Below are 18575 nucleotides of genomic sequence, written 5' to 3'. Positions count from 1 at the left end.
GATAACGCAGTTAAAAAATCAGGCGATGAAATAACCGGGCAGCTACGGTTTTCGCCGACGTCATACGGTATAAAATTTTTGCACGAAAATAAAAATGAACTCGTGATGCGACCGTCCGGTGATAGTTTTATATACGCATACTATGATGCTGAGTCAGAAAGATGGGCAAACAAATTGAGGTATGTTGCTAGCAGCAATTCTTGGCGTTTTGAAAACATTGATGATGTGACAATTAACAATAAGTCAGTGTTAAAAACGGGTGACGCAGTACAGCTACTCGGTGATTTGTCAAATACTAATCTGAACAATCTAACTGGCTTTAACGAAGGCATTTATTTTCAAGGTAAAAACGTTCAAGCCACACCTGAAAACAACTATCCTATTAATGAAGCTGGCACATTACAAGTTTTAAAAAATGGTGCAGACGGAGCTGGTTGCTGTCAAATCTACACTGCTTACAGAAATGCTCGGCAGTTTATTAGAAACTATCGCGGAGGATCTAAGTCATGGGAACCTTGGATTGAACAAATCACAAGCGGAAACTCAACAGTAGATAGTAATGGTTTTCTGAAAAAAGCATCGCCGATATTAAGACTATTTGCAAATGATAACATTGAAGAAGCTGATGGTTTTAAAAAATCGGGGTGTGCTTTAGTAAATGATTTGGCTAGCGGCGTGACAGCTACACGTATTGATGTCGGGCATTATGAAATTCACGGCAGCTTAGGCTTTGCAAAAGAGGGCTGGTACATCACGTTACCGGAGGACGTGAACGGCAATAAAAAATTCTTTGCTGAGTATTCAGTTGATGAAAATAATATCATCACAGTTAAAACGTATACTAAAAAGTTTGACTTTGAAAACTGTCAAATTGTTGCAGGTGAACCAATTGACATAACTGAGGGTCGTTGGATTGATATTCGGTTAGAAATGCCCGTTATTGAAAATGAAGAGCCGATACCGAGCACGTTAAATCCAGTTATAGTTAGCGAGGTGTCGGATGATATTTGATGAATTTGATGAAATTCATTGTGCATTCATAAAAGGTGGTGAAAAAATCCGCCTTTTAAAACCGCTAATTGCACGTCCAATTATCAATGGTGAGCAAGTTGAAATCATCGTCAAAAAAGGATTTGTTAGCGACGGTGATTCAACAAAGTATGCTAAATTCATGTTTCCGAAATTCAATAAAGCGTTAAAAGCGGCAATATTGCACGATTACATGTACGGGAAAGCACTATTTACTCGAAAAATTGCAGATGATATTTATCTGCAAGCTAACACTGAACTGAATGTTAGTTTTTGGCGAAGATATGTAAAATATTTTGCTGTTAGATTGTTCGGTTCGGGTAACTATCGATAACAAAACACACTATCAATCTTCAACTTACAATACTCAACAGCGTCTTCTAGCATCACAAAATCCGCGATATCGTATAGCGTTTTCTGCGTTTGATAGAACACATAATTGTGCTCGTCGTCGCTGTTGATAATGTAGCATTCGCCCGATAACTCTATTTCGTAATCTTCGGGCGTCATGCGTATGTAAATTGGTATGCAGTATTTAATTGTTATCATTCTGTGAAAAATTGATGAGCTTTATGTATTAAATATCACTAAAGCAATTTAAAATGTGACAAAATATTACAACTGTATATTACAAGTTTATTACAAATAGATATTTTTATAATAGGATTGAAGTTAGTGTAAAGCCTTATAGGAAGATGGCGGAAGCGCAGAGATTCGAACTCTGGGAGGGTCGCCCCTCGCCGGTTTTCAAGACCGGTGCTTTCAACCGCTCAGCCACACTTCCGCAATGGCTGTGAATATTAAAGTAGACTTGCTTATTTGTAAATAGCTATTTTAATTTTTTTTATCGTTTGCTTTAAATTTCATCAAATTTCGAAGAAATTAAACAAACAATAACGTATTCGCCTGCAAAATTAGTGTTGGATTTTGATTAATTGAGTATAATACAACGCAAATAAAATAACGTACTTTGAAAAAATGTTAGAGCAGATAGAAACTGATGAGAAAGGCTATTTAAAAAATTGGCAGGATTGGACTGTTGATTTGGTTCCAGAATTGGCATCCAAAGAGTCCATTGAATTAACCGATGCCCATTGGGAGGTTATTTTATTTGTTCGTGATTTTTACTTAGAATATAAAACCTCACCAGCTATTCGAGCTTTAGTCAAAGCAATGGAAAAAAAGTTTGGTGCAGAAAAGGGTAATAGTCGTTATTTGTATAAATTATTTCCAGACGGTCCTGCTAAACAAGCAACTAAACTTGCAGGCTTACCAAAACCAGTTAAATGCATATAGATAAAGGATAATACTAAATTCATGAGAAGATGGAAGCTACCTTTATTGTTATTAGCTGTACTGGGTTATCTGCAATATTCTTTATGGTATGGCAAAAATAATGTGTATGATTATCAAGATAATGTAGAAATGTTAGTCAGTTTGCGTGCCGATAATGAGAAGTTAAAGACTCGTAACGAACAGATGTTTGCTGAAATTAACGATTTGCAACGTGGCTATGAGGCAATAGAAGAGCGTGCTCGTAGTCATTTGGGTATGGTTAAACCTGATGAATATTTTTATCGAATTATAATTGATTCGGATACTAAAAAACGATAATGCATAACTTGAATAATCTTAATGATATCATTGCTATTGTACCGGCAGCAGGAGTTGGTTGCCGTATGAATAGTCAAATCCCTAAACAATATCTAAAAGTTGGTTCGAAGACCGTTTTAGAACATACTCTAAATAAATTATTAACGCATCCTCAAATCGCTCAAGTTATTGTTGTGATTAGCTCAGAAGATAATATATTTAATACCCTTTCAATTGCTCAGCACGATAAGATTAAAGTTGCTTTAGGTGGCAAAACTCGAGCTGATTCTGTTTTAGCCGGATTAAAATTGCTGAATGATGAACAGTGGGCTTTAGTTCATGATGCGGCAAGACCTTGTGTGACTCATTGTGATATTACTCGCCTGATTGAAACAGTAACAAATAAAAAACAAGGCGGTATATTAGCCACTCGTGTTAGTGATACGATTAAGCGAGCTTGTCAAAATAATGATACCATTATTGATTATTCTGAAGATCGGACTTATTTATGGGGCGCTGCTACTCCTCAACTGTTTAATGCTGGCGAACTAAAATCATGTTTGCAACAAGCTCTAAATGATCATGTTGCCATCACTGACGAAGCTTCAGCCATTGAGTATTGTGGTGGGCATCCTTTATTAATTGAGTGTCGTGGGGATAATATAAAAATAACCCGTCCTGAAGATTTAGCATTGGCTACTTTTTATTTAACTAAAACAGATTCCAAATAGGTAAAAGTATGAGAATAGGTCATGGATTTGATGTTCATAAGTTTGGTGGAGAGGGTCCTATAACTCTTGCTGGGGTAAAAATTCCTTATCAATATGGCCTTGTTGCTCACTCTGATGGTGATGTTGTGTTACATGCAATAACCGATGCTTTAATTGGCGCATTGGCATTAGGTGACATCGGTAAGCTATTTCCTGATACAGATCCTAAATATAAAGGTATAGATAGTCGAATATTATTGAAAGAGGTGTATACCCTTGTTCAAGCTAAAGGTTATGAATTAGTTAATTTAGATACTACTATTATTGCCCAAGAACCTAAAATGCGACCGCATGTTGATCAAATGCGAGTTAATATAGCAGAAGATCTGAAAGTTCATTTTGAACAAATTAGTGTAAAAGCAACAACAACTGAACAATTAGGCTTTACTGGGCGTAAAGAAGGCATTGCTTGCCAAGCGGTAGTGTTATTAAGTAAAAAATCCGAAACAGTTTAAATTATACAATAGGCAATAATAGTGTTAGCACAACTTAATTATTTATATGGCAAACCGACCACTAAAGGACAATACAAGCAACAATACGAAGATTTTAATGTGACAGAAGATCTTGGCTTTGAGTTGACTGGTGAAGGCGAACATGTTTTAGTTTTTTTGCAAAAACGTGATTGTAATACCATTTTCGTGGCTGAGCAGTTGGCTAAATATGTGGAAATTTCAACCAAGCTAGTAAGTTATGCTGGTTTGAAAGATCGCCAAGCGGTGACTGAGCAATGGTTCAGTTTACATATGCCAGGTCAACAAACGCCAGACTTTTCGGCATTTAATTTGGCGGGTTGTAAAATATTAAAAGTCACGCGGCATAATAAAAAATTAAAAATTGGCGCATTAAAAGGTAATTATTTTAAAATTATTTTAAAATCGTTAAATAGTCAATCTGAAATTGAATCTAAACTAGCATTAATCAAACAGCATGGTGTGCCTAATTATTTTGGTGAGCAGCGTTTTGGTCGTGATGAAAATAATATTACTCAGGCTATAAAATGGGCCAATGGCGAAATTTCGGTTAAGGATCGAAAAAAACGTAGCTTTTATCTTTCTGCGGCGCGAAGTGCGATTTTTAATAATATTGTCAGTCAACGCATTACCCAAAGTTTGCATCAAACCGTGCTCAATGGCGATATATTACAATTAGCGCACCGTGGTAGCTGGTTTATTGCTCAAGCAGGCGAATTAGTTCAGTTACAAATGCGTTTAGAACAAGGCGAGATCAATATTACTGCACCAATGGTGGGGGATTCACCACTAGGTACATTATTTGATGCGCTGGAGTTTGAGCAAAAATGTTTAGAAAGTTGGTCTGAATTTAATGATCTATTTAAAAAAGAGCGAGTAGAAACAGCAAGACGGTCAATATTGTTACGAGCAGAGCAGCTTAATTGGCAATGGTTAGATGAGCATAGTCTCGAACTCAATTTTTATTTGCCATCAGGTTGTTATGCAACAAGTGTGATACGTGAACTAATAATAGAAAATGAGTAGCCCAAATGCAAAATCTAAAAATGCAATCCCTAATTGAATTCTTACGGCAACAAGGAATAAAAGACGAGCGCGTTTTAGATGCTATTGCGTCAATTCCTCGTGAACATTTTGTTGATGAGGCGCTTTCGCATCAAGCTTACGATAATCGTCCATTGCCAATAGGAAACGGTCAAACTATTTCTCAGCCTTATATCGTAGCAAAGATGACTGAACTATTAAAATTAGAGCCTAATTCAAAAGTACTTGAAATTGGAACAGGGTCGGGATATCAAACGGCTGTTTTAGCAAAGTTAGTCGAAAATGTCTGCTCGGTAGAACGAATAAAAAGTCTACAATGGAATACCAAACGCCGTTTAAAGCAACTTGATATTCATAACATTGCAACACGCCATGGTGATGGTTGGTTAGGTTGGCCTGAACGTGGACCATTTGATGGCATCATTGTTACAGCCGCCGCATCTGAAGTGCCACAAAGCTTACTAGGACAGTTAGCCGATAAAGGACGTTTAGTTATTCCTGTTGGCGAAAATAAACAGGTTTTACAATTAATTGAGCGTGATGGAGATAATTTTGTAGCTAAAAATATGGGCGAGGTTATATTCGTGCCTTTGGTTAAAGGGGATGTTGAATAATTAGACTGCATCTCAAATAAAAAATAGAAAATAAAGCACTTATTTTCTATTTTTATACTTAAACACAGTCTTTCCTGAAACTTTTTAACAAAATTGGAATATTTACTCTGGCTGCTCAGAGCGTTTCCATTCACAAATTCCATAAATGGCATTAAACAGATAGATTAAATATTGTGTTGCGATAATGATATTGTCGGTATAGATATTTAAACCAATTACCAGTACATTTAATATAACCCATAAATACCAGTTAAACGCATATCGCATCATCAATAATAATTGAGCAACAATGCCTAGACCAAATATAAAACAGTTAGTTATTAGTTGGTAGGTTGTATTAGTTGCACCAATTTTATCCGTTAAATAAATATTAATAAAAGCGGCAATAATAAGAAATATGATTGTATATAAAAATGTGGTTTCATTGAGTGAGCGAACTTTAACGTTTTTATTATTATCAAGGTTCTTTTGCCAAGTGAATAAACCATAGATGTGTGAACAAAAATAGTAGATTGGCGGTAGTCCTGCACCAATATTGCCGCCAAGAATATTAGCACAACATTCTGCAACAACGGCAAACATACCTAATACATTTCCCATGTTTTTACGTTTTGCTAATAAGATAACGCATAGCAGACCGCAAAAAGCGCCTATGTAAGAAGTAGCGTAGCGTAAATCAAATTCAGTAAATGGGTCAGTGTATAAAAATGCTAGTGTTACACATAATATACAAAAAAATGGATAGAATTTATTACGTCCAATTAAAATGGCAAGATTGCTTAATTTATTCATAATTTATTACTCTTCATCATTAATAAGTTGATTAACTAGTTCAATGCAGCGTAAATAACGTTCTTCGTAATCGGGAGATTCTATTTCTATATATTTGATATTATTTTTTTCTAATAACGTTATTAATAGTTTTTGAAAATCTTTACGTTGTTTTGGACTGCCTAAATGACGTAAACCATCAGCGACCCATGGCGTGTTATTACCGAGTAAAATCACTAAATCAAAACGATAGTTATTGATCATAGCTTGTAAAAATGGATGTTCTTTACCTTCATATTTTTTACAAAAAGCTTGAGTTGTCACAAAATCGGTATCAATAAACGAAACTTTATTGGCATGTTTTATGGCAAAATCGATATATTGTGCATGCCCTAATGCGATTTTATCGTAGTCAGCATACTGTAATGCGCGTTCGTCCCCGCCAAGTTGAGAAAATACATAATCCCTACCATATTCCCATGCACTGGTTGTGTTAAATACGTTTGCTAGTTTATTAACTAAAGTTGATTTACCACTAGATTCTCCCCCTAAAATGGCAATGGTTCTAACAAAAAAAGGTCTAACTTCGGTTGGAATGTATTGCCAGTTTTTCAGCGGTGCTTGACGGATTTGAGTACCACTTATTTGCATAAATTGTCGTTTTGGATCAATTAAGACAGTTTCTAGATCAAACAAATCTTTATACATAGCGACATCTTGCGGTTCACTTGAGTAAACATAATCTGGTTTTATGCCTTTTTCTTGAAATAGTTTCTTTACTCGTTCACTCCACTCATGCCAGCCATTTGGGTAAGCTGGAATGCCGTCTTCTTCTAATAATTCAATGTGGATATTTTTTTGATATTTAAAAGTTTGCAGTAGCCAACGAATTCTATCATTAATAGTTGGTTGGCGAGACATAGCACTTTGTTTAAAAAGCGCTTCGTCGCGTTGAGTATCAGAACAAAGAATAACATATAACTCATCAACCTGACTAATTGCTCGTTGAATAAGATAAATATGCCCAGTATGTAAAGGATAAAATTTGCCAAAAATCACACCCACTTTTTTATTTTTGGTTGGTTCTTCAATTTGTAAATATTGATGGAGTGATTGTAATTTTTGTGCACTTGGATTTTTAATTTTATCATTAATGAGTTGACTAAGATAACCTTTAGTCATTTGGCAAGCATCGGCTACAGTCTGTAAAGATATATTCTTACGTTTGATTGCTTTTTTTAGATAACTGAAGTTACTCATATAGTCCCCTTATTTTGTTTTTTATTTTAAACAAAATATAAATCATTTTTATTTTTTGTTCAATATATTAAACGTAAAATAATTTATTTTTTTTACAACTATGTTAAAATTAATAGCAATTAAACAGATAAAATAACGACTCTATTACCATTGTTAAAGAGAATTATGTGCCGTTTAACTTATAACATAATTATATTTAAATAGTTATGAATTAGTTTTTACTTCAAAGGAAATATATGAAAATTCAGAAATTAGCTTTTTTAATTGCATTTGCTTCTAGCAGTGTTTTTGCAAACAATAATGTAACACTTAATAAAGTCACGCTTTTTTTGCAAGGTGCAGAATTACAAGGGCAATCAACGGTGTCGTTAACCAAAGGGGAAAATGAAATTTTATTGACAGGAATTGCTGATGGTGTCAAAACTAATTCAATTAATGTGGGATTTGGTAATAATGCTAATGTAAAAGTATTGTCAACGTCATTAGATGATAGTTATGAAGGTGATAATAAAGAAAGTGAAGATATTAAGCCTTTACTTAATGAGTTAAAACAGTTACAAGAAAAATTTGATACCACTGAAGTGCAATTAAAAGCCGTATCTGAACAAGTTAACCTTTTACAAGGCAATCGTTTGGAGCAATTAGTTAAAAATGCAAATGATAATTTTAATGAGATGAAAAATACTTTGGATTTTGTTAAGAGCAATTTAGTTTCGACATTAAACGAACAAAACAGACTCCAAAAAGAAGTCAATCAAATAGAAGAACAAATAGCACAATGTCAAGATAAGATCGATAAACAGAAAGCTTTGATAAAAAACACAACCAATGCAATTATCGTGAAAATTTATTCTGATAAAGATGTTACACTACCAGTTACCTTGTCCTATGTTACGAATAAAGCTGGTTGGGCGCCGATTTATGATGTGAGTGTTGCTGATGTCAGTGCTCCGTTACAACTAACATATAAAGCCGATATTTATCAAAATAGTGGTTTAGATTGGCAAAATGTTGATTTCAGTTTATCAACTTCTAAGCCAAGTGAAGGCATAACTGCTCCAGATTTAGCTCCTTGGTATATTGACATGTATACTGAAAAAGGTGGGTTCTTTTTCACTAAGAGTGAAAAAGATTACGATGAAATCAGTGCAAGAAAGTCAAGATCAGTTTACGCTAATGATGATAATACATTAACCAATACATTGGGTATTAATACTCGCTTTGAGGTTAAATTACCTTATACTATTAAATCTAATAGTAAGAATAATATCCTTACATTACAAAATAAAGAAGTTCAAGCAGAATATCATTATATTGCTATTCCTAAATTAGATAACAGTGTGTACTTACAAGCACAAATTATTGATTGGGATAAGCTTAATCTTTTACCAGGAAGGTCGACAGTCTTTTTTAATGGTAATTATGTTGGCGAAAGCTTTATTACCACTAAAGATCTAAAAGAAACCCTCGATATATCTTTAGGAAAAGATAAAAATATTTTTATTTCACGTAACCGTAATGTTAATGAAACATCAAAACCTTCGTTATTTGGTAATGACATTTCACAAAAATATGCTTATACCATTGATGTAAAAAATACCAAAATACTACCTATTGATATTGTTGTTTATGATCAACTACCGACGATAGTCAATAAATCAGTTTCACTTGATGATGCAAAATATGATGGCGCAAACTACAATAAAGAAACTGGCGAATTAGCATGGAAATTTAAGTTAAATCCAAGTGAAAATAAAAATCTTAACTTAAGTTTTAAACTGACTTATCCAAAAGATAAAGTTAACGATATAATTGGTTTATAAATAAGTTAATAACTGAAATAGAATATGTTAAACGAGTGGTTAAACCAATTTAAACAAGATAGCCAAAGTAGTTTGCTTGATATTCATTTGGCAACGTTTTTGACGAATAAAGCAATGTTAAATGATGATATTACTATCAAACGTTTTAGTTTTTTGGTTCTATCACTAAGTAAAGAGGTTAGATCGGGACATGTTTGTCTAGATCTTGCTTATTTAGATGCATCAACGATGGAATCACAGCTTTGGTTACAATTAGATTCGCCAAATGTGCAAGATTGGAAAATTGCTCTTGAACAAGCTTATGATAGTCAGGTTGTGAGTGATGGAACAAATTTGTCTCCGCTTATTTTTATTGAAAATAAACTTTATTTTCAAAGAATGTGGTCAGATGAACAAAATGTAGCTCAATATTTCAATCATACAGCTTTAGATAAAGAACTTAGCTACAATACTGATTTAACCACTGTACTTAATCAACTTTTTATTCAGAATCAAACCGAAATCGATTGGCAAAAAGTAGCAGTTGCTGCTGCGTTAACTCGCAAAGTTGCTATTATTTCTGGTGGACCAGGTACAGGTAAAACAACCACTGTTGCCAAAATTTTAGCCGGAATTTTGTTAACCAATCCGCATGCTCGAATTATTACATCGGCACCTACAGGAAAAGCGGCATCAAGGTTAACCGAATCACTGAGTCGCACAATCGAGCAACTCGATTTTGCATCACTAAATATAAAAGCAGAAGCAATCACTTTACATCGTTTATTAGGTGCAAAAGCAGATAATCGTTCATTTAAGCATGATAAGAATAATCCATTGCATGTCGATGTGTTAGTCATTGATGAAGCATCTATGGTTGATTTAAATATGATGGCAAGAGTAATTGAAGCATTACCTAATTCTGCTCGTTTAATTTTGTTAGGTGATAAAGATCAACTCTCATCAGTTGAAGCCGGAGCCGTGTTTGGTGACCTTTGTACCTTTATTTCGCATGGTTATAGTGAAGCACGGGCAAAAGAGCTAAGTCAATTGACTGGTTATGATGTACCAGCTTGCCAGCAAACAGCAAAAATTACTGATAGCATTTGTTTATTACAAAAAAGTTATCGTTTTAACGAATCATCTGGTATTGGCTTGTTGGCTAATGCAGTCAAAGCTGGGAGCTCAACTTCTGTTAAAAAATTATTATTAGATGAATCACTGAGTGATATTCAGTATCATGCTCTTTCTTCACAACAGGCTTATGAAGATATTTTACACGATAGTATTAATCATTATAAACATTATTTAAATGTGATTAAGCAGAATGGAACTAATGATATAGCGTTGGTTTTATCTAAATTTGCTGAATATCGCTTACTTTGTGCTGTCAGAGAAGGACATTTTGGTGTCGAAGGTTTAAATAAACAAATTGAATTACTTTTAGCCAAAAACAAATTAATTTATTTGAAAAATAAAGAAGCATGGTATGTTGGTCGACCCATCATGATATTACGTAATAGTGCTTCATTAGGGCTATATAATGGTGATATTGGCATTACATTAAAAGCTGAGCATGATAGTTCAAAATTGCGTGTTTATTTCCCTTTTGCTGATGGATCTATTAAAGGGTTTTCTCCATTTCGATTACCCGAACATGAAACGGCTTATGCCATGACAATTCATAAATCACAAGGTTCAGAATTCGATGATGTAAATATTATCTTACCAACTGATAATTCGCCGTTACTTAATCGTTCTTTACTTTATACTGCTATTACTCGTGCTAAAAAAACGGTTTCAATTTATGCGACTGAAGCTATCTTGTTACAAGCAATTAAATCACAAACGCAAAGACATAGTGGTTTAGTCAGTTTATTGCAAAATAATAGCTGATTCTGTTTTGATAAGCATATTTGAGTTTATTTTTTGAAAGATGATGTGTAATTCGAGGAAGAAATAATAAAACAGGGCTAAAAGCCCTGTAATAATTAAATTAATGGATAATTTTAGCTAAGAAGTCTTTAGCACGATCTGATTGTGGATTAGTAAAAAACTGCTCTTTTGAGGTATCTTCAATAATTTCACCAGCATCCATAAAGATAACTCGGTGGGCTACCTTACGCGCAAAGCCCATTTCATGAGTAACCACCATCATAGTCATACCTTCATAAGCCAGTTCAACCATAACATCTAGCACCTCGTTTACCATTTCAGGATCTAGTGCTGAGGTTGGTTCATCAAACAACATAACAATAGGATCCATACATAACGCACGAGCGATCGCTACACGTTGTTGTTGACCACCAGAGAGCTGAGCAGGGTATTTATCTGCATGGGCAAGTAAACCAACACGCTCTAAAAGATTAAGCGCTTTTTCTCGAGCTTCTTCGTCTGTTCGACCTAACACTTTAATTTGTGCAAGTGTTAGATTTTTTAAAATAGTTAAATGTGGAAACAGTTCAAAGTGTTGAAATACCATACCTACTTTGGAGCGTAATTTAGCTAAGTTAGTCGCTTTATTTGTAACTTCTGTTCCATCAATAATAATTTTGCCTTTTTGTACAGGCTCTAAACAATTTACAGTTTTTATCAGGGTTGATTTTCCTGAACCTGAAGGACCACAAACAACAACAACTTCGCCTTTACCAACTCGAGTGGTGCAGTTTTTTAATACCTGAAATTGTCCATACCATTTTGAAATATTTTCTAAGGAGATCATCGAGTAATCCTTTTCTTAAAATAATTAACTAGACGTGAAACGGTGAAGCAAATAACAAAATAAACTGCTCCTGTAAATAATACCATTTCAACGATTAAACCATCTCTATTGCCTACAATATTAACCGCACGATAGAAGAAATCCGCTAAATTTAATGTATAAATAAGCGTTGTATCTTGGAATAATATAATCCCCTGCGTTAATAATAAAGGAGCCATAATACGAAATGCTTGCGGTAAAATCACCATTCTTAATGCCTGACCTTTAGTCATGCCTAGTGCTAATGATGCACTGATTTGTCCTTTAGATACACTTTGAATACCAGCCCGAATAATTTCTGAATAGTAAGCTGCCTCAAATAAAGCAAAAGCGATCAATGCTGACACAAAACGTATATCTGTTGTAGGCGGAAGATTTAAAATTTTTTCTAATAGTTGAGGTACAAGCAAATAAAACCAGAGCAAAACCATCATTAATGGAATTGAACGGAATATATTTACATAGCATAAAGCAAACCAATGTAGCACTTTAATCGAAGAAAGTCGCATAATGGCAAGTAGCGTTCCCCAAACAATACCAAAAATCACCGCGGTAAGTGTTATCTCTAAAGTTAATAACATACCTCTCATGATATAAGGTAAATTAGGTAGGATTTGTCCCCATTCTAAATCCATCATGATTTACCTCCCAATATGCCAGGAAGTCGTACTTTTTTCTCAATATATTGCATAGTAAACATTATGACTACATTGATAAGTACATACCCGAATGTAATAGCTATGAATGATTCATAAGGTTGGCCAGCGTGTTCAAGCAATTGGTTTGCTTGTTTGGTTAATTCGATATAACCAACAGTTGAGGCAACAGCTGAGTTTTTAACCATATTTAATATTTCAGATGTTAACGGTGGTAGAACACGTCGATAAGCGTTTGGCAATAAAATATATAAATAAGTTTGTTTTAAGGTTAATCCTAATGCAATTCCTGCACTTTTCTGACCTGTAGGGATTGACTGAATAGCAGCTCTCACTTGTTCACATATACGTGCACCTGTGAATAATCCTAATCCTATGGTTGACATTAATAAAGTAAATATCATAGGGTCAAGACTATATAACCAGTCACGGATAGATTCTGGTACCAACGCTGGTACAACTTCAATCCAAAAGAATAAGTGAATGATTAACGGGATATTCCTAAAAACCTCAACATAACATGTACCTAAGCCAGATAAAAAGCGGTTAGGTAATGTTCTCAGCACACCAAATAGCGAACCAACCAAAAAGGCAACAGTTCCTGATGTAATAACTAGCAATATGGTCATTTGGAAACCTAACCACAACCAGCCAAGATACGTTGTATCCCCAAATGGTGCTGGTTGAAGAAAAATTCCCCAATTCCAACTTGTTGTCATAAATACTCCAACACGTAAAAAAATGTAATAGTACTAAATAAGATGATGGACGCAGTTGCCTACGTCCTTATGGGAAAATATCTGTGTATTAATCTAATGCTTTATCATTAGGATGAGCGAAAAGTTCTTTCATCTCAGAAGACATATCAAAGTTCATATTTAACCCTTTTGGTGGAATAGGTTGTTTAAACCAGCGGTTATATGACTTTTCGGCGACACCTGATGTTTGTGCTTCTGAAATAGTTTTATCGACTAAAGCTTTAAATTGTGGGTCTTGTTTACGCAACATACAACCATAGGCTTCATAAGATAATGGTGTACCTACAATTTCCCATTGTTCAGGTTTTTTTGCTTTGGATCGCTCACCTGCTAATAATGCATCATCGATAAGAAATGCTGCTGCTCGTCCACTTTCAAGTGTGCGAAATGCATCACCATGATCTTTGGTCGCAATAATACGAATATTTAACCCTTTTTCAGTATTGATTTTGTTGAGCATAACTTCGGATGTTGTACCTGAAGTTACGACCACATTTTTACCTTTCAGATCGTCAATATCTTTAATATTGCTATTAGTTTTAACTAAAAAGCGAGTGCCAACAATAAAGATTGTATTTGAAAAATCAACTTGTTGTTGACGAGAAAGATTATTGGTTGTTGAACCACATTCAAAATCGTAAGAACCATTTTGTAAAAGTGGAATACGGTTTTGAGAAGTCAGCGGTAAGTATTTAACTTGTAAGTTAGGCATGTTTAACTCTTTTTTTACCGCATTAATAATAAGATCTGAGTAATCTTGAGAATAACCAACAACTGTTTGGTTATCACCATAATATGAGAACGGGACTGATGATTCTCTATGTCCTACGACAATCACACCATTTTCTTTTACTTTAGCTAGTGTACCAGTTAATTCATCGGCAAATGCGGTACTACTCACTAGACCTAACATTGCAAATGATAACACTAGTTTGGTTAATTTTGTCTTTTTGTTCATACTCATCTCCTACAGTTTATTTTGTATCATATTAAATAATTTTAACATTTTTACAAAGGGCATATATTATAACTTATTTTTTAGCATAAAAGTACTTTTTACTGTTTATTTATCTATCATTGGAGCTAGATGTAACCAGCAATTAACGCAATATTAGATTATTGATTACATCAAGACTTATTAAAACCCAATTATATTTAAGCAATAATTATGCCAGTATCGTGAACTATAAACGTTTTTTTATAAAAAGTGAGATAAACATTAATGCCATCACAACTAAATAAGGCCAATTCCCCCATATAGCATAAGGCGTTAGGCCAGTTGTTGGTGATACAGATGCAGATAATGCGCCTGTTTCAAATTGCGGTAATTTTTTAACAATATTACCATGTGGATCAATGATTGCTGTAATCCCTGTATTAGTACTACGAATTAAAGGTCTACCAAATTCAAGCGCTCTAGCTTGCGCCATTTGTAAATGTTGTTTAGGTCCAATACTATCACCAAACCATGCATCGTTTGAAACAGTAAGTAAAAAATCAGTATCTGGGGTAAAATTTTGCCACATTAAATTCGATAAAATCACTTCATAACAAATTGCTGGGGTAAATTTAAAGCCTTTTATTTGTAATTGAGGTTGTTTTGCTTCGCCAGATTTCATTGAGGACATTGGAATATTGAGCAGTTCAGCAATTGGTTCAAGTACTGATTCTAACGGTGTAAACTCCCCAAAGGGCACTAGATGGTGTTTTTTATAACGGTTGATAGTTGGATATTGATAAGGCTCTTTTTCTCCTAATACTAATAAAGTATTGTAGATATATCCATTAGATTGATAGCCATTTTCGCCAAAACGATAATCAATAATACCAACAGCTATTTCAGAATCATGGGCTCGGGCTTCGTTATCCAGATATTGTAAAAAAGATTGTTGATTTATTTCGTAATCGGTGATGCTGGCCTCTGACCAAATGATAATTTTATCTTTACCAAAGTTTTGTTTAGTCAATTTTGTATAGGTTTGTAATGTGTTGTTAAGTTGTTCTTTTGTCCAACGTATTGACTGTGAAATATTTCCTTGAATTAAAACAAAATTAGCTGAACGAGTATCATTAGCTTTAGTCCAATTAATATTATTGAATAAAATTGGTGCAAATAAGATCACAAGTAGTGCAATAAATGCACTAAGCGTGTGCATTTTTGGCGTTTTGCTATTTATTGTCTTTATGCAATAAACAAATAATCCACACAAAATTGTTAGCAGTAAATTAACACCATCAATCCCCAATACAGGAAAATAGCCTTTTAACGGACTATCAAGTTGGCTATAACCGAGTTGTAACCAAGCAAATCCTGTTAAAATATGCCCTCGTAAGAATTCAGTTAATTGCCAGAGCACAGGAGCAAGAAGTACAAGTTGTTTAAATGAAAATTGTCCAGCAAAACGATTTGCTATCCTTAATAGAAAAGCAAATAGCATAGGATAGAGTGACAAGTATAGGATTAAAAAACCTAAAATGATAATAGCAATGGGAGCGGGTAACTCTCCATATTGCTTAATACTGATATAAACCCAATGGATCCCAGCGGCAAAATAGCCAATGCCCCAACTTAATCCCAGTAACATAGCTTGTTTTTTAGATCTATCAGCAATAAGCCATAAAAGACCGGCAAACGATACAAAAGCTAGAGGCCAAATATGAAATGGAGCATAACTAAAAACTGCGATACCACCAAAAATTAGGCTTAATAATATTTTTTTAAGCATTTTCAGATAACTCTAAATTAGGCACGGTAGCCCCATCAGGAATAGTCACATGCAATTGAATGATTCGTCTTCGATCTGCAATGGTAACTTTAAATTGATAGCCGTCAATGGTGATGGTTTCACCGCGTAAGGGTAAGCGTCCAAAATGTTGCATTACCAGTCCTCCAATGGTATCCATCTCATCATCACTAAAATCAGTTGAAAATATTTCATTAAAATCTTCCACTGGAGTGAGGGCTCGCACAGTATAAACCGATTGCGTTAAGCGACGAATATCGCGATCTTCAACTTCATCATACTCATCTTCAATATCGCCCACGATAAGTTCTAAAATATCTTCAATAGTCACAAGCCCCGAAACACCACCAAATTCATCAATAGCCATTGCCATATGATAGCGCTGCATACGAAACTCTTTTAACATATGATCGACACGTTTACTTTCGGGAACAACAACGGTTGGTCTGAGAATTTTTTTGAGATCAAAATTATCAATACCTTGGCGAATAAAAATCAAAAGATCTTTAGCCAATAAAATGCCTTCTATGTGATCTCTATCTTCACTAATAACAGGATAACGAGAATGCCCATGTTCAGAAATAATATCTAGACACTCATCAAGTGAATAATTGTCTTTTATGGTAACAATTTGAGAGCGAGGAATCATAATATCGCGAACGCGTTGTTCTGCTATATCCATTACCCCTTCAATCATATCCAAGGTATCAGGATCGATAAGTTCGTTTTCTTCGGCTTCGCGAATTACTTCGATCAATTCTTCTTTATCTTTGGGTTCCGAATTAAATAACTGACTTAACCATAATGCAAACCCTTTTTTAGGTCTCCGGTGATTATCATCACTCATTTGTGCTTTTCCTTTCTTACTTTATTATTAATTTACTATTTTTGGCTTAGTTTACTTAATTTACTTACTAAAAAGTTTGCAAAATAGCATATAACTAAACAGCCTATCGTACATTTCTATTCATCAATGGGTTGATAAGGATCTTCAAATCCCAATTGTTGCATAATATCAATTTCGATATTTTCCATTTCTTCAGCTTCTTCGTCAAGAATATGATCATAACCGAGTAAATGTAAACAACCATGCACAATCATATGTGCCCAGTGCGAAGTTAATGATTTATGTTGTTGCTCAGCTTCAGCTTCAACCACTTGCTTACAAATAATTAGATCACCCAATAAAGGAACATCGATCTCGATTGGAGATTCAAACGGAAAAGATAAAACGTTAGTTGGTTTATCTTTATGACGATAGGTACAATTTAATTGCTGACTTTCTTGTTTATCAACAATACGGATAGTGAGCTCGGCGTTATCCATAAACTGAGGTAAAATAACCTCTAACCATTGCATAATTTGCGCTTCGGTAGGCAAATTTTTGTTATCTTCTGTAGCAATTTGCAAATCTAAAATAATTGCGCTCATCATATTTACCTTACTTTATTATTCACGATGATAAGGATGATTAGTGGTTAAACTCCATGCACGGTAAAGGCTTTCAGCTACAATAACCCGCACTAAAGGATGAGGAAGGGTAAGTGGCGACAGTGACCAACTCTGTTCCGCCGCCGCTTTGCAAGCAGGAGATAACCCCTCAGGTCCACCAATCAATAAACTCACATCACGGCCATCTACTTTCCAACGTTCTAATTGTTCAGCTAAATTATGCGTTGTGTAAGGTTTACCTGGAATATCAAGAGTCACAATGCGATTGCCTTTACCACAGGCACTTAACATTGCTTCGCCCTCTTTATCTAAGATCCGTACAATATCTGCATTTTTGGTACGTTTTCCAGCGGGGATTTCAATAAGCTCTAAAGGCATATCTTTAGGAAATCGTGATTGATAATCATTAAAAGCAGTGGTAACCCAGTTTGGCATTTTATTGCCAACAGCAATAAGCTGTATCTTCACGTGATTAACTCCAAAGCTTCTCAAGTTCGTAAAGCTGACGGCTTTCTTCTTGCATTATATGTACAATGACCGCATCCATATCAACTACGACCCAATCGGCATCACTTTTACCTTCGCTACCTAACACCAAATGGCCTTGTTTTTTTGCTTCATCAAGTAAATGGTTAGCAATAGAGGAAACATGACGGTTTGAAGTGCCAGTACAAATAATCATATAATCGGTAATACTTGATTTGCCACGAACATCAAGGGTAACAATGTCTTTTCCTTTTAGATCATCAATCTTATCAATAATAAAATCTTGTAACGACTGCTGCAAAATAATCTCTCTTTTTATTAAAAATAAAGCGCCATTATAGCATATATTTTAAAAATAACGG

21 protein-coding genes and 1 tRNA gene are annotated in these 18575 nt (G+C 34.6%); 10 read left to right on the top strand and 12 right to left on the bottom strand.

The window, feature by feature from the left end:
* A partial coding sequence (locus A9G38_RS04670) for a pyocin knob domain-containing protein (RefSeq protein ID WP_218056494.1) occupies nt 1-1011 on the top strand: 1011 nt, incomplete at its 5' end.
* Nucleotides 1001-1363: a DUF1353 domain-containing protein gene (locus tag A9G38_RS04665; RefSeq protein WP_051634125.1), complete on the top strand. Its 363-nt coding sequence runs from the start codon at nt 1001-1003 to the stop codon at nt 1361-1363. The genes A9G38_RS04670 and A9G38_RS04665, both read left to right, overlap by 11 nt.
* Nucleotides 1364-1725: 362 nt before the next feature.
* Here A9G38_RS04665 and A9G38_RS04660 read toward each other — a convergent pair.
* Nucleotides 1726-1813: transfer RNA gene (locus A9G38_RS04660), tRNA-Ser, on the bottom strand.
* A gap of 194 nt (nt 1814-2007) precedes the next feature.
* On the opposite strand from A9G38_RS04660, the gene A9G38_RS04655 reads away from it, so the two are divergent.
* The 6 genes from A9G38_RS04655 to A9G38_RS04630 are packed head-to-tail and all read left to right on the top strand — an operon-like array spanning nt 2008 to nt 5523.
* Nucleotides 2008-2325: a TusE/DsrC/DsvC family sulfur relay protein gene (locus A9G38_RS04655; protein ID WP_034910032.1), complete on the top strand. Its 318-nt coding sequence runs from the start codon at nt 2008-2010 to the stop codon at nt 2323-2325.
* Nucleotides 2326-2346: 21 nt separating this feature from the next.
* On the top strand, nt 2347-2643 hold the full coding sequence (ftsB, locus tag A9G38_RS04650) for a cell division protein FtsB (RefSeq protein ID WP_034910028.1): 297 nt from the start codon (nt 2347-2349) through the stop codon (nt 2641-2643).
* Nucleotides 2643-3353 carry a 2-C-methyl-D-erythritol 4-phosphate cytidylyltransferase gene (gene ispD, locus A9G38_RS04645; RefSeq protein WP_034910024.1) on the top strand — a complete coding sequence of 237 codons (711 nt, stop codon included), beginning with the start codon at nt 2643-2645 and terminating at the stop codon, nt 3351-3353. Before ftsB ends, ispD begins: the two co-directional genes overlap by 1 nt.
* A gap of 8 nt (nt 3354-3361) precedes the next feature.
* On the top strand, nt 3362-3847 hold the full coding sequence (gene ispF / locus A9G38_RS04640; RefSeq protein WP_034910022.1) for a 2-C-methyl-D-erythritol 2,4-cyclodiphosphate synthase: 486 nt from the start codon (nt 3362-3364) through the stop codon (nt 3845-3847).
* A gap of 18 nt (nt 3848-3865) precedes the next feature.
* Complete coding sequence (gene truD, locus A9G38_RS04635) at nt 3866-4891, top strand: tRNA pseudouridine(13) synthase TruD (protein WP_034910020.1); 1026 nt, start codon at nt 3866-3868, stop codon at nt 4889-4891.
* A gap of 5 nt (nt 4892-4896) precedes the next feature.
* The gene (locus A9G38_RS04630; RefSeq protein ID WP_034910017.1) at nt 4897-5523 is read left to right on the top strand and encodes a protein-L-isoaspartate(D-aspartate) O-methyltransferase; all 627 of its coding nucleotides are present in this window, start codon (nt 4897-4899) and stop codon (nt 5521-5523) included.
* 102 nt (nt 5524-5625) lie between these two features.
* Here A9G38_RS04630 and pnuC read toward each other — a convergent pair whose 3' ends face one another.
* The gene (gene pnuC / locus A9G38_RS04625; RefSeq protein ID WP_034910015.1) at nt 5626-6315 is read right to left on the bottom strand and encodes a nicotinamide riboside transporter PnuC; all 690 of its coding nucleotides are present in this window, start codon (nt 6313-6315) and stop codon (nt 5626-5628) included.
* 6 nt (nt 6316-6321) lie between these two features.
* Nucleotides 6322-7554, bottom strand: coding sequence for a multifunctional transcriptional regulator/nicotinamide-nucleotide adenylyltransferase/ribosylnicotinamide kinase NadR (nadR, locus tag A9G38_RS04620; RefSeq protein WP_034910013.1), 1233 nt, complete (start codon nt 7552-7554; stop codon nt 6322-6324).
* Between the two features lie 236 nt (nt 7555-7790).
* On the opposite strand from nadR, the gene A9G38_RS04615 reads away from it, so the two are divergent.
* On the top strand, nt 7791-9377 hold the full coding sequence (locus A9G38_RS04615; RefSeq protein ID WP_034910012.1) for a DUF4139 domain-containing protein: 1587 nt from the start codon (nt 7791-7793) through the stop codon (nt 9375-9377).
* 24 nt (nt 9378-9401) lie between these two features.
* The gene (gene recD / locus A9G38_RS04610; protein ID WP_051634124.1) at nt 9402-11252 is read left to right on the top strand and encodes an exodeoxyribonuclease V subunit alpha; all 1851 of its coding nucleotides are present in this window, start codon (nt 9402-9404) and stop codon (nt 11250-11252) included.
* Between the two features lie 100 nt (nt 11253-11352).
* Here the strand turns inward: recD and A9G38_RS04605 are convergent, their stop codons facing one another.
* From A9G38_RS04605 to rsfS, 9 genes are all read right to left on the bottom strand, one after another.
* Nucleotides 11353-12078, bottom strand: a complete 726-nt coding sequence (locus tag A9G38_RS04605; RefSeq protein ID WP_034910011.1) for an amino acid ABC transporter ATP-binding protein — start codon at nt 12076-12078, stop codon at nt 11353-11355.
* Entirely contained in the window at nt 12075-12755 is a 681-nt protein-coding gene (gltK, locus tag A9G38_RS04600; RefSeq protein WP_034910009.1) for a glutamate/aspartate ABC transporter permease GltK, read from the bottom strand. Before gltK ends, A9G38_RS04605 begins: the two co-directional genes overlap by 4 nt.
* Entirely contained in the window at nt 12752-13492 is a 741-nt protein-coding gene (locus A9G38_RS04595) for an amino acid ABC transporter permease (protein WP_034910007.1), read from the bottom strand. The genes gltK and A9G38_RS04595 overlap by 4 nt, the downstream gene beginning before the upstream one ends.
* Nucleotides 13493-13580: 88 nt before the next feature.
* Complete coding sequence (locus A9G38_RS04590) at nt 13581-14489, bottom strand: glutamate/aspartate ABC transporter substrate-binding protein (protein ID WP_034910003.1); 909 nt, start codon at nt 14487-14489, stop codon at nt 13581-13583.
* A 226-nt stretch (nt 14490-14715) separates the two neighbouring features.
* Nucleotides 14716-16257, bottom strand: coding sequence for an apolipoprotein N-acyltransferase (gene lnt / locus A9G38_RS04585; protein ID WP_034910001.1), 1542 nt, complete (start codon nt 16255-16257; stop codon nt 14716-14718).
* On the bottom strand, nt 16250-17122 hold the full coding sequence (corC, locus tag A9G38_RS04580) for a CNNM family magnesium/cobalt transport protein CorC (protein WP_034909998.1): 873 nt from the start codon (nt 17120-17122) through the stop codon (nt 16250-16252). The genes lnt and corC overlap by 8 nt, the downstream gene beginning before the upstream one ends.
* Nucleotides 17123-17238: 116 nt before the next feature.
* Entirely contained in the window at nt 17239-17706 is a 468-nt protein-coding gene (ybeY, locus tag A9G38_RS04575) for an rRNA maturation RNase YbeY (RefSeq protein WP_034909995.1), read from the bottom strand.
* An 18-nt stretch (nt 17707-17724) separates the two neighbouring features.
* Nucleotides 17725-18195, bottom strand: coding sequence for a 23S rRNA (pseudouridine(1915)-N(3))-methyltransferase RlmH (gene rlmH, locus A9G38_RS04570; RefSeq protein ID WP_034909993.1), 471 nt, complete (start codon nt 18193-18195; stop codon nt 17725-17727).
* A 4-nt stretch (nt 18196-18199) separates the two neighbouring features.
* Entirely contained in the window at nt 18200-18517 is a 318-nt protein-coding gene (gene rsfS, locus A9G38_RS04565) for a ribosome silencing factor (protein WP_034909992.1), read from the bottom strand.
* Nucleotides 18518-18575 lie beyond the last annotated feature (58 nt).

The sequence above is a fragment of the Gilliamella sp. Imp1-1 genome (assembly GCF_001690415.1).
GTDB classification, from domain to species: Bacteria; Pseudomonadota; Gammaproteobacteria; order Enterobacterales; family Orbaceae; genus Gilliamella; species Gilliamella bombi.
Note: the sequence above shows the minus strand (reverse complement) of the source record. Positions and strands in the feature narration are given on the sequence as shown.

Excerpts from the sequence above, each read along its gene's own strand:
- A9G38_RS04665 (WP_051634125.1), top strand. The coding sequence starts at position 1,001 with ATGATATTTGATGAATTTGATGAAATTCATTGTGCATTCATAAAAGGT.
- A9G38_RS04655 (WP_034910032.1), top strand. The coding sequence starts at position 2,008 with ATGTTAGAGCAGATAGAAACTGATGAGAAAGGCTATTTAAAAAATTGG.
- ftsB (WP_034910028.1), top strand. The coding sequence starts at position 2,347 with ATGAGAAGATGGAAGCTACCTTTATTGTTATTAGCTGTACTGGGTTAT.
- ispD (WP_034910024.1), top strand. The coding sequence starts at position 2,643 with ATGCATAACTTGAATAATCTTAATGATATCATTGCTATTGTACCGGCA.
- ispF (WP_034910022.1), top strand. The coding sequence starts at position 3,362 with ATGAGAATAGGTCATGGATTTGATGTTCATAAGTTTGGTGGAGAGGGT.
- A9G38_RS04630 (WP_034910017.1), top strand. The coding sequence starts at position 4,897 with ATGCAAAATCTAAAAATGCAATCCCTAATTGAATTCTTACGGCAACAA.
- pnuC (WP_034910015.1), bottom strand. The coding sequence starts at position 6,315 with ATGAATAAATTAAGCAATCTTGCCATTTTAATTGGACGTAATAAATTC.
- nadR (WP_034910013.1), bottom strand. The coding sequence starts at position 7,554 with ATGAGTAACTTCAGTTATCTAAAAAAAGCAATCAAACGTAAGAATATA.
- A9G38_RS04615 (WP_034910012.1), top strand. The coding sequence starts at position 7,791 with ATGAAAATTCAGAAATTAGCTTTTTTAATTGCATTTGCTTCTAGCAGT.
- recD (WP_051634124.1), top strand. The coding sequence starts at position 9,402 with ATGTTAAACGAGTGGTTAAACCAATTTAAACAAGATAGCCAAAGTAGT.
- A9G38_RS04605 (WP_034910011.1), bottom strand. The coding sequence starts at position 12,078 with ATGATCTCCTTAGAAAATATTTCAAAATGGTATGGACAATTTCAGGTA.
- gltK (WP_034910009.1), bottom strand. The coding sequence starts at position 12,755 with ATGATGGATTTAGAATGGGGACAAATCCTACCTAATTTACCTTATATC.
- A9G38_RS04595 (WP_034910007.1), bottom strand. The coding sequence starts at position 13,492 with ATGACAACAAGTTGGAATTGGGGAATTTTTCTTCAACCAGCACCATTT.
- A9G38_RS04590 (WP_034910003.1), bottom strand. The coding sequence starts at position 14,489 with ATGAACAAAAAGACAAAATTAACCAAACTAGTGTTATCATTTGCAATG.
- lnt (WP_034910001.1), bottom strand. The coding sequence starts at position 16,257 with ATGCTTAAAAAAATATTATTAAGCCTAATTTTTGGTGGTATCGCAGTT.
- corC (WP_034909998.1), bottom strand. The coding sequence starts at position 17,122 with ATGAGTGATGATAATCACCGGAGACCTAAAAAAGGGTTTGCATTATGG.
- ybeY (WP_034909995.1), bottom strand. The coding sequence starts at position 17,706 with ATGAGCGCAATTATTTTAGATTTGCAAATTGCTACAGAAGATAACAAA.